This window comes from Pseudonocardia pini, assembly GCF_013870575.1.
GTDB lineage: Bacteria > Actinomycetota > Actinomycetes > Mycobacteriales > Pseudonocardiaceae > Pseudonocardia > Pseudonocardia pini.
This window is the reverse complement of the sequence record NZ_JACBXB010000149.1, coordinates 1-9,123: the sequence shown is the minus strand read 5'-3', so window position 1 is coordinate 9,123 and position 9,123 is coordinate 1. Positions and strand designations below refer to the sequence as shown.

Here is a 9,123-nt window from a genome sequence, read left to right as displayed (position 1 = left end):
GGCCGCGTCGGAAGGGGCCGCGTCAGCAGGCTCAGCCGCGTCGGCAGCATCGGCAGGCTCAGCAGCAGGAGCAGCAGCCGTCACCGTGGACAGGTCCGGCGCTCCCCCCGCCTCCGGGGCGAGGAGCCCGGTGGCCGGAGCGTCGGCGGCGGGAGCGCCGGTCGTGCCTCCCGCGGCCAGGGCGACGCCGGGCCCGAGCAGGGCCAGGGCGCCGACCGCCGCGAGGACGGCCAGGTGCTTGCGGGCTCGGAGCTTCATCCGTCAGTCGCCTTTCGCGCTCACCACCGTCGCCCGGATGGACGACCGGACCGGATCGGTTCGCGACCCTCCGCGAGCGGAGCGTCACGGCCCGTCGGACCGCGTGGTGTCAGTGAGGTAGGTGGTGCTGACGTGAATGATGGTGCGAAAGTCAGCTGTCCGTCACCGATTCGGCCCTATGCCGCCCTATCGCGTGACCCGTTCCCCGGTCGGGCGTCACCCTGTGCAGCGACACGGCTACGCACTCCGCGCACGTGTCACCACCCGTCCGAGCAGGGGGTCTCACGAGCCGTCACCGCGGCGGTCACGCTACGTGACCGTCCACGACCGAGAACGCCGAAAGCCCGCCGCACACCGTGCGACGGGCCTCCGGAGAGCGCTCGGTCAGCCCTTGAGGCGGGTGGACACCGCCGCCCAGGTCTCCAGGAGGCGCTCCGCGGCGCCGGAGTCGATCGCCGCGGCGGCGCGCGTCAGACCGGCCCGCAGGTCGCCGACGAGATCGGTGACGGGCCCGTCGAAGGCCGCCAGCGCCCCGGCGGCGTTGAGCAGTACGGCGTCCCGCACCGGCCCCTGCTTGCCCGCGACGAGGTCCCGCGCCACCTGCGCGTTCGCCTCGGCGTCCCCGCCGCGCAGGTCCTCCCGGCTCGCCGGGCCGATTCCCAACGCCCGAGGGTCCAGCGACGACGACCGCACCGCTCCCCCGCCGACGACCCAGACGGTGCTGGTGGTGGTCGTGGTCAGCTCGTCGAGCCCGTCGTCACCCCGGACGACCAGCGCCGACGCTCCCCGCCCCGCCAACACCTCGGCGATGACCGGGGCGAGCCGCGGGTCCGCACAGCCCACGAGTCCCGACGAGGGCTGTGCCGGGTTGGTGAGCGGGCCGAGGATGTTCATCGCCGTGGGCACGCCCAGCTCGCGGCGCACCGGGCCTGCGAAGCGCATGGACGGATGGAAGACGGGTGCGAAGCAGAAGGCGATGCCCGCCTCCGCCACGCAGGACACGATCGCCCCGGGCGGCAGGTCGATCGCCACGCCGAGCGCCTCGAGCACGTCCGCCGCCCCCGACGCCGACGACGCCGCCCGGTTCCCGTGCTTCACCACCGGCACCCCGGCCGCGGCCACGACCATCGCGGTCATCGTGGAGATGTTGACGGTGTTCGCCTGGTCCCCGCCTGTCCCCACGACGTCTACGGAACGCTCGGCGACCTCGATGCGGTTCGCGTGGTCCAGCATCGCCGCGGCGAGCCCGGTGATCTCCGCCGCCGTCTCCCCCTTGGCGCGCAGCGCGACGAGGAAGCCCGCGAGCTGCGCCGGGGTCGAGTCCCCGGAGAGCACCTGGTCCATCACCCAGGCCGTGTCCTCCGCGGCCAGGTCCCGCCCGCCGATCAGCCTGCCCAGGACGAGCGGCCAGGTCTGTCCGCCGGACATCAGCGGGTGGCGGGCACGGTGATCCCGCGCAGCACGTCCGCGACCGTCTCCGCGGCGGTCAGCGGGTCGAGCGGGTGGACCAGCACGGCCTCCGCCTTCGACCAGGTGGCCAGCCACCGGTCGTCCGCACGGCGGACGGTGACCACGATCGGGGGGCAGTCCGCGATCTCGTCCTTGAGCTGCCGGGCGAGCCCGAGGCCCCCGGTCGGCTGCGCCTCGCCGTCGAGGATCGCGAGGTCGACCTCGCCCGCGTCGCACGCCGCGAGCACCTCGGCGATGCCCTCGACCTCGCGGAACCGCACCCGCCCCACGTCCGGGGCCGGGCGCCGCCCGATGGCGTTGACCACGGCCTCCCGTACCTCGGGGCGGTGGCTGAACACGAGCACGGTCCAGGTGTGCGAAGGCGTGGGGCTGCTCACGCCCGGCATCCTAGTCGGGGAACCCGAGCGACCCGTCAGGCGTTCTTTCGGACGGATCCAGAAGAACACCCGGGTCCGACGACACGTTGTAGAAGTTGTGGGTCATAATGCCCGGGTGACGACAGCGGCTCCCAACATCAGCGCGCGGATCCACTCGCTGAACCGACCGAACCTGGTCAGCATCGGCACCATCGTCTGGCTGTCCAGCGAGCTGATGTTCTTCGCCGGTCTGTTCGCGATCTACTTCACCGCGCGCGCCCAGAACGTCGGCGAGTGGCCTCCGCCGCCGACACACCTCGACGTCCCGTACGCCCTGGTGGTGACGATCGTCCTGGTGGCGTCGTCCTTCACGTGCCAGTTCGGCGTGTTCGCCGCCGAGCGCGGCGACGTGTTCGGCCTGCGGCGCTGGTACCTGCTGACGCTGCTCATGGGCACGTTCTTCGTGCTCGGGCAGATCAACGAGTACCACACGCTGGTCACCGAGCACGCCACGACGATCTCGTCGAGCGCCTACGGCACCGTCTTCTACATGGCGACGGGCTTCCACGGCCTGCACGTCACGGGCGGTCTGGTCGCGTTCGTGTACCTGCTCATCCGCACGAAGCTCAGCAAGTTCACCCCGGCTCAGGCCACCGCGGCGATCGTCGTGTCGTACTACTGGCACTTCGTCGACGTGGTGTGGATCGGCCTGTTCGCCGTCATCTACTTCATCCGGTAGCGGGCGACCGCATCCCATCAGTCCCCGAACCGACAGCACGACCACCGTGAGGGTGAGACGCCGACGATGACCACCGAATCCACCACACGGCCCCCGCGCAGGCGGTGGGGCCACGGCAAGCTCAAGCGGCGCTTCGCCGCGGCCACGGCCCTCGGCGCCGCGCTCGTCCTCACCGGCGGTATCGCCTACGCGTTCAGCGAGACGACCGGGACCGTCAACGAGGCCCAGGCCCAGCCGGACACCGCACTCGTCGCCAAGGGCGAGCAGCTCTACAACGCCGCCTGCATCACCTGCCACGGCTCGAACCTGCAGGGCGTCCAGGACCGCGGTCCGAGCCTGATCGGCGTCGGGGACGCGGCGGTCTACTTCCAGGTCTCCTCCGGCCGCATGCCGCTGGCCCGCCAGGAGGCCCAGGCGATGCGCAAGCCGCCGCTGCCGCAGTTCGACCCGGAGACCGAGGAGGGCCGGGCCAACCTCGACGCACTGGGTGCCTTCATCCAGGCCAACGGTGGCGGCCCGGAGACCCCGATGCAGACCGGGGCGGCCCTGCGCGGCGACGACCCGGCCCGCGGCGGCCAGCTCTTCCGCCTCAACTGCGCCTCCTGCCACAACTTCACCGGCGTCGGCGGGGCGCTCTCGTCCGGCAAGTACGCGCCCGCGCTCGCGGAGCCGACCGAGGAGCAGATCTACACGGCGATGCTCTCCGGCCCGCAGAACATGCCGAAGTTCGGCGACCGGCAGCTCACGCCGGACGAGAAGCAGGACATCATCGCCTACATCAAGTCGGTGACGAACGGCAACAACCAGGTCGGCGGCAACGAGCTCGGTGGGCTCGGCCCGACGACCGAGGGCGTGGTCATCTTCATCGTCGGCCTCACGTCGATCATCGGTTTCGCCATGTGGTTGGGAGCGAAGAATTGAGCGCCACCGACACGCCGGGCCGCCCCACGCAGGAAGAGCTCGACGCCATGACGCCGGAGGAGCTCGCCAGGCTCGCCGGCACCCTCGACGACGTCGAGGTGGTCCACAACGCGCCGAGGTGGCCGGTCAAGGGCACGCGGGCGGAGAAGCGGGCCGAGCGGTCGGTCGCGACGTGGTTCATCCTGTCGGCGCTGGCCGCGCTGGGCTTCATCGTGGCGTTCATCGCCTGGCCGCACGAGTACGTCGCGCCCGGTGAGCCCGGCTACACGCTGTTCAGCTACTACACGCCGGTCGTCGGGTTCCTCTTCGGCTTCTCCGTGCTGGCGCTGGGCATCGGCGTCATCGCCTACGTGCGGAAGTTCTTCCCCGAGGAGGTCTCGGTCCAGCAGCGGCACGACGGCCGCTCGGACGAGGTCGACCGCAAGACGATCCTGGCGCAGCTGGCGTCGGCGGGGAAGTCCACCGACATCGCGCGCCGCAAGCTGATCACCCGCTCGGCCGGTGCGGCCGCGGGCATCTTCGGCATCGGTCTGGGCATCGCGGCGCTCGGCCCGCTCGTCCGCAACCCGTGGAAGGGCGGCGACGACGCCGCACTGTGGCACACCCCGTGGCGCCCGGAGAACGGCGAGACCGTCTACCTGCGCCGGGACACCGGCATCCTCGAGGAGATCTCGCGGGTCCGCCCCGAGGACATGGAGCCCGGCTCCATGGAGACGGTGTTCCCCTTCCGTGAGTCCGACCGCGGGAACGAGGAGGCCCTGCTGCACGCGCTGCGGGCCTCGGACGCCCCCGTCATGCTCATCCGGCTCCGGCCGGACACCCCCACCGTGAAGCGGCAGGGGCAGGAGGACTTCCACTACGGCGATTTCTACGCCTTCTCGAAGGTGTGCAGCCACCTCGGCTGCCCGACGTCGCTATACCAGGCGCAGGACAACAGGATCCTGTGCCCGTGCCACCAGTCGCAGTTCCTCGCGACGGAGTTCGCGCGCCCGGTCTTCGGTCCCGCGACGCGCGCACTTCCCCAACTACCCATTACCGTGGACAGTGAGGGTTACTTCGTGGCACGGAGCGACTTCATCGAGGCTGTCGGACCGGCATTCTGGGAGCGGAGGCCATGAGCGCCATCACCACACCCACGACGTCATCGGCGAGCAGGGCTGCGGCCGCGCTCGACGAGGCGGACGAACGCTTCCACCCGGCCGCGGGGCTGCGCAAGCAGTTCAACAAGGTCTTCCCGACCCACTGGTCGTTCATGCTGGGCGAGGTCGCCCTCTACAGCTTCATCATCCTGCTGCTCTCGGGCACGTACCTGGCGCTGTTCTTCGACCCCTCCATGGTCGAGGTCGTCTACGACGGTCCGTTCGACAACATGCGCGGCATCCACATGTCGCGGGCCTACGAGAGCGCGCTCGAGATCTCCCTCGAGGTCCGCGGCGGGCTGTTCGTCCGGCAGATCCACCACTGGGCGGCGCTGCTGTTCATCGCCTCCATGGTCGCGCACATGCTCCGGGTGTTCTTCACCGGCGCGTTCCGCAAGCCGCGTGAGACGAACTGGATCATCGGCCTGGTCCTGATCCTGCTGGGCATGCTCGAGGGCTTCACCGGCTACTCGCTGCCGGACGACCTGCTCTCCGGCGTCGGCCTGCGGATCGCCTCCGGCTTCATCATGTCGATCCCGGTCATCGGGACCTGGGCGCACTGGCTGCTGTTCGGCGGCGAGTTCCCGGGCACGGAGATCATCCCGCGGCTCTACATCGTGCACGTGCTGATCTTCCCGGGCATCCTGCTCGCGCTGATCGGCGTGCACCTGGGCCTGGTCTGGTACCAGAAGCACACCCAGTTCCCCGGCCCGGGCCGCAAGGAGACCAACGTCGTCGGCGTCCGGATCCTCCCGGCGTTCGCGGCGAAGGGCGGCGCGTTCTTCGCCGTCGTCACCGGCGTCATCGGGATCATGGCGGGCATCTTCCAGATCAACCCGATCTGGAACCTCGGCCCCTACGACGCCTCGCACATCTCCGCGGGCTCGCAGCCGGACTGGTACATGCTCTTCTCCGAGGGCATGGCCCGCATCTTCCCGCCGTGGGAGATCTACCTGTTCGGCACGTACACGATCCCGGCGGCCTTCTGGGCCACGGTGGCGTTCCTGCCGGTGCTGTTCGTGGTGGCCGGGTTCTACCCGGCCGTGGAGCGGCGGATGACCGGGGACAAGGCCCTGCACAACCTGCTGCAGCGCCCGCGGGACGTCCCGGTCCGCACCTCGCTCGGCGTCATGGGCATCTCGTTCTACGTGTGGCTGGTGCTCTGCGGCGTCAACGACTGGATCGCCTACTTCTTCCACATCTCGCTCAACGCGACGACGTGGGCGGGCCGCATCGGCCTGCTGGTGGTCCCGCCGATCGCCTACTGGGTGACCTACCGGCTCTGCATCGGGCTGCAGCGGGGCGACCGGGCGGTGCTGGAGCACGGCATCGAGACCGGCATCATCCGGCGGCTGCCGCACGGTGAGTTCATCGAGATCCACCAGCCGCTGGCCGGTGTCGACAGCCACGGCCACGCCATCCCGCTGGAGTACCAGGGCGCCCCGGTGCCCAAGCGGATGAACCAGCTGGGCTCGGCGGGTGACCCCGTCGCGGGTTCGCTGCTCTCCCCGGACCCGGTCGACGAGACCGTGGCCCTGGACCAGGCCCGGGCGGAGGAGCACCACCGCGAGCTGGAGGCGCGCGAGGAGCGGGCCCGCACCGCGGACCGGCTGGAGCTCGCCGGTCGGCCGGACGCCGGGCGTCCGAAGGACCAGACGGACTGAGCCCCACCCTCGATCGAAGGCCCCGCCGGATCTCCGGCGGGGCCTTCGTCGTTCCGGGAGCCGCGCCCTGTCCCTCCGGAGGGGGCGGGTGTCGTGTGGATCACCCCCGTGCTACTGTCCTCGACGTGCGAATCGCAGCGAACCTTCTCGCCGCGCGCCTCGGGCTCGTAGTAGCCCGGCGCGCCGGCTGACCCAGGCCGCCGTCGCGCTCGCGGGACTTCTCGCCCCGCCCTCCCGAAAGTCGAGAACCCTGCCAGACCTGGCTCGCGTTCCCGTACGTCTCGAACGCACCCCGGAGCAGTTCCCATGAGCATCACGATCGACCGCCCCACCACCGCGACCGGATCCCGCATCCTGCGTCGGCACACGATCATCACGACCCAGGGGATGGACGGCGTCCTAGCCGTCACCGCCGAGCTTCGCGCCTGCGCCACCCTCGTCAAGGAGCTGGCGATCGACGTCCGCGAGGGCGTCGGCTGCAGCGAGCTGACCTGCAGCGTCAGCATGACGGCCGAGGAGGCGGAGCAGTTCGCCGCGCACCTCCGCACCCTGGCGCCCGTCGAGTCGGTCGACCCCTACTGACCCGCACCGCATTATGGAGCCACAACTGTCGATTTGCGTCCTCAAAACGACAGTTGTGGCTCCATAATGCGTCAGACTCGGGTCCGTCCGCGGGCGGCGGCCAGCATGGCCTGCAGCTCCGCGACCTTGACCCGCTCGGCGCCGCCCCGGGCCTCGCCCAGCCGGACCTCCTCGGCGTCGAGGCGCTCCCAGTCCGCCCAGGTCACCGGGTCGAGGCCGTAGGCCTCGAGGCGCTGGTCCACCGCCTCCGATGAGGGGTGGGGCGGCTCCGGGAGGGTGTGCAGGTCGTCGAGCAGTGCGGCGACGGTCTCGACGGCGTCGCCCTTGTTGGTCCCGATCACCCCGGTCGGGCCCCGCTTGATCCAGCCGGTGACGTACGAGCCCGGCGCCACCCGACCGCCCTCGTTCGGGACGATCCCCGCCCGCTCGTCGTAGGGCAGTCCGGGGATCGGCTCCCCCGCGTACCCGATCGCGCGCACGACCAGGCCGGCGTCCAGCGTCTCCTGCGGCCCGCCGCCGGTGCGCTCCACGACCATCCCCGTCACCCGGCCCGCCTCCTCGAGCAGGCGGACCGGCGTGCGGTGGAAGTGCAGGTGGATGCGCCGCGGCGCGGCCTGGCCCGGGTCGGCGGCCCACGCGGTGAGCATGGTGATGTTCTGCCTCTGACGCCGCTCCTCCGGTTCCTCGACCCCGGCGGCGAGCACGCCGTCGTCGTGCACGAGGACCTGGACGCCGCTCAGCTCGCCGATCTGGCGCAGCTCGGCGGGGGTGAACTTCACGTGCTCGGGCCCGCGTCGGACCACGACGTGCACGTCCTCGACCCCGCTCCCCCGCAGCGCCTCCAGCACGGGGTCGGGGATGTCCGTCCCGGCCATCTCGACGTGCCCGCGGGCCAGCACCCGTGCGACGTCGAGCGCCACGTTCCCCGCCCCCACCACGACGACGCCGGGATGGTCGAGCTCCGGCTGCAGGTCGACGAAGTCCGGGTGCCCGCAGTACCAGCTCACGAACGCACCCGAGCCGTGGCTGCCCAGGAGGTCCTCCCCCGGGATGCCCAGCCTGCGGTCCACGGAGCTGCCGGAGGCGTGGACGATCGCGTGGTAGTGCTCGCGCAGCACGTCGAGCGGGATCCCACCCTCCCCCACGCGCACGTTGCCCAGGAACCGGACCCGGGAGCCGTCGGCGAAGGGCTTCTGCAGCACCCGGATGACCGACTTCATCTTCACGTGGTCCGGGGCGACCCCGTAGCGGACCAGGCCGTAGGGGGCGGGCAGCCGGTCGAGCACGTCGACGTCCACGGGGACCTCGGAGGCGGCCAGGGCAGCGGCGGCGTAGAGACCGGACGGACCGGCCCCGATCACCGCGACTCGGGGGTGCGCGGGCATGCGGGCGTCAGTGCTCCTTCTGCCCGGGATCTCCTCGGAGGATCGACTCCGTGAGCTCACTTCTCCGTGTCGGTCCCGGATCGCGTGTGGTGGGCGCGTCCCCCGCAGTATCCCCCGCGGATCACGGGATGGGGGGACCGACCGCCGTCGAGGTGCGCACGACCGCCCCGACCCGCCCGTTTGGCAGGACCAGCTCGGTGCGGTGGGTGCGGTACCGGCGACCCGTCCGCTCCGGGACGTTCCGGCAGGTCAGGACGCCTTCGAGGGGCAGCGGACGGAGGTACTCCACGCTCGTGTCGAGCATCCTGCCGACGTCTCCGGAGATCCGTTCCGCGGCGAGCCTGCCGATCACCAGGACCAGACCGCCGTGCACGGTCCCGCGCGGGTTGGACAGCGCGGCGGTGAGGTCGAGCTCCAGGGCCCCGTCGGCGACCGGTGCCGCGGCGAGGGTCGCGGCCAGCTTCTCCGGGTCGAGCCGCGGCAGCTCGCGCAGCACCTGCCACCGCCCCCCGAAGGTGCGGTCGCCCAGTGGCTCGATGACCATCGTGCCGATCGCGTGGGCGACCGTGCGCCCGGTGTCGTCTCGCACCAGGGCCCGCGCGACGCCCG

Annotated in this window: 9 protein-coding genes and 1 pseudogene; 5 read left to right on the top strand and 5 right to left on the bottom strand. The window is 71.4% G+C overall.

Features of this window, described 5'->3' with window-relative positions; all coding sequences use genetic code 11:
- From H5J29_RS11500 to H5J29_RS11490, 3 genes and pseudogenes are all read right to left on the bottom strand, one after another.
- Positions 1 to 258 (bottom strand): annotated as a pseudogene (locus tag H5J29_RS11500) (hypothetical protein); the annotation flags it as partial.
- Between the two features lie 384 nt (positions 259 to 642).
- Complete coding sequence (gene trpD, locus H5J29_RS11495) at positions 643 to 1,686, bottom strand: anthranilate phosphoribosyltransferase (RefSeq protein WP_181780922.1); 1,044 nt, start codon at positions 1,684 to 1,686, stop codon at positions 643 to 645.
- Complete coding sequence (locus H5J29_RS11490; RefSeq protein ID WP_181780921.1) at positions 1,686 to 2,114, bottom strand: response regulator; 429 nt, start codon at positions 2,112 to 2,114, stop codon at positions 1,686 to 1,688. The genes trpD and H5J29_RS11490 overlap by 1 nt, the downstream gene beginning before the upstream one ends.
- A 106-nt stretch (positions 2,115 to 2,220) precedes the next feature.
- Between H5J29_RS11490 and ctaE the strand changes: the two genes are divergently transcribed.
- The 5 genes from ctaE to H5J29_RS11465 all read left to right on the top strand — a co-directional run bounded on the left by ctaE (position 2,221) and on the right by H5J29_RS11465 (position 7,129).
- Positions 2,221 to 2,823 carry an aa3-type cytochrome oxidase subunit III gene (gene ctaE / locus H5J29_RS11485; protein ID WP_181780920.1) on the top strand — a complete coding sequence of 201 codons (603 nt, stop codon included), beginning with the start codon at positions 2,221 to 2,223 and terminating at the stop codon, positions 2,821 to 2,823.
- Positions 2,824 to 2,889: 66 nt separating this feature from the next.
- The gene (gene qcrC / locus H5J29_RS11480; RefSeq protein ID WP_181780919.1) at positions 2,890 to 3,744 is read left to right on the top strand and encodes a cytochrome bc1 complex diheme cytochrome c subunit; all 855 of its coding nucleotides are present in this window, start codon (positions 2,890 to 2,892) and stop codon (positions 3,742 to 3,744) included.
- Entirely contained in the window at positions 3,741 to 4,862 is a 1,122-nt protein-coding gene (gene qcrA, locus H5J29_RS11475; protein ID WP_220187275.1) for a cytochrome bc1 complex Rieske iron-sulfur subunit, read from the top strand. Before qcrC ends, qcrA begins: the two co-directional genes overlap by 4 nt.
- Complete coding sequence (gene qcrB, locus H5J29_RS11470; RefSeq protein WP_181780918.1) at positions 4,859 to 6,547, top strand: cytochrome bc1 complex cytochrome b subunit; 1,689 nt, start codon at positions 4,859 to 4,861, stop codon at positions 6,545 to 6,547. The genes qcrA and qcrB overlap by 4 nt, the downstream gene beginning before the upstream one ends.
- A 306-nt stretch (positions 6,548 to 6,853) precedes the next feature.
- Positions 6,854 to 7,129 (top strand): hypothetical protein, encoded by a 276-nt coding sequence (locus tag H5J29_RS11465; RefSeq protein ID WP_181780917.1) that lies wholly within the window; start codon positions 6,854 to 6,856, stop codon positions 7,127 to 7,129.
- A gap of 71 nt (positions 7,130 to 7,200) precedes the next feature.
- Here the strand turns inward: H5J29_RS11465 and H5J29_RS11460 are convergent, their stop codons facing one another.
- The gene (locus tag H5J29_RS11460; RefSeq protein WP_181780916.1) at positions 7,201 to 8,514 is read right to left on the bottom strand and encodes an FAD-dependent oxidoreductase; all 1,314 of its coding nucleotides are present in this window, start codon (positions 8,512 to 8,514) and stop codon (positions 7,201 to 7,203) included.
- A 121-nt stretch (positions 8,515 to 8,635) separates the two neighbouring features.
- Positions 8,636 to 9,123, bottom strand: a 488-nt coding sequence (locus tag H5J29_RS11455; RefSeq protein ID WP_220187274.1) for a PaaI family thioesterase, incomplete at its 5' end; no start/stop codon positions are given.

Coding starts and splice junctions, on each gene's coding strand:
- H5J29_RS11460 (WP_181780916.1), bottom strand. CDS start 8,514: ATGCCCGCGCACCCCCGAGTCGCGGTGATCGGGGCCGGTCCGTCCGGT.
- H5J29_RS11465 (WP_181780917.1), top strand. CDS start 6,854: ATGAGCATCACGATCGACCGCCCCACCACCGCGACCGGATCCCGCATC.
- H5J29_RS11490 (WP_181780921.1), bottom strand. CDS start 2,114: ATGCCGGGCGTGAGCAGCCCCACGCCTTCGCACACCTGGACCGTGCTC.
- trpD (WP_181780922.1), bottom strand. CDS start 1,686: ATGTCCGGCGGACAGACCTGGCCGCTCGTCCTGGGCAGGCTGATCGGC.
- qcrC (WP_181780919.1), top strand. CDS start 2,890: ATGACCACCGAATCCACCACACGGCCCCCGCGCAGGCGGTGGGGCCAC.
- qcrB (WP_181780918.1), top strand. CDS start 4,859: ATGAGCGCCATCACCACACCCACGACGTCATCGGCGAGCAGGGCTGCG.